The 390-nt window shown below is 73.8% G+C and carries 1 protein-coding gene; it reads left to right on the top strand.

Going from position 1 to position 390, the window contains the following annotated elements; genetic code table 11:
• Positions 1-55: 55 nt before the first annotated feature.
• A partial coding sequence (locus H926_RS30960; RefSeq protein ID WP_028658082.1) for a hypothetical protein occupies positions 56-390 on the top strand: 335 nt, incomplete at its 3' end.

Raw genomic sequence — 390 nt, 5'->3', positions numbered from 1 at the left:
GCCCCCCGGCCGGGAGCCACTGGACCGCGCCCACCTGCGGCGCGAGATCGGAGCGATGCGGCGCCTGGTCGAACAGTTGCTGCTGCTGGCCCAGATCGAGGCGGAGGCCGCCACCCCGCAACCCACGCAAAGCTTTACCCTGGCCGGCGTTGCCGAGGACGTGGTGGCCGCGCTCGCTCCGCAGATCATTGCCCAGGGGCGCGAGATCGCGCTGGACGAGCCGGCCGAGATGGCGGCGACTACCGTGCATGGCCACCGCGAGGCCGTGGCCGCCGCGCTGCGCAACCTGATCGAAAACGCCGTGCGTGTTACCCCGCCAGGCGGCCTGGTGCGGGTTGCGGCCGGGCCGGGCCGCTGCCTGCGCGTAGCAGACGAAGGCCCCGGGCTTGC

This window comes from Novosphingobium sp. B-7 (genome assembly GCF_000410615.1).
Taxonomy (GTDB): Bacteria; Pseudomonadota; Alphaproteobacteria; order Sphingomonadales; family Sphingomonadaceae; genus Novosphingobium; species Novosphingobium capsulatum.
The sequence above is the reverse complement of the archived record's forward strand: the minus strand, read 5'-3'. Positions and strand labels throughout refer to the sequence as shown.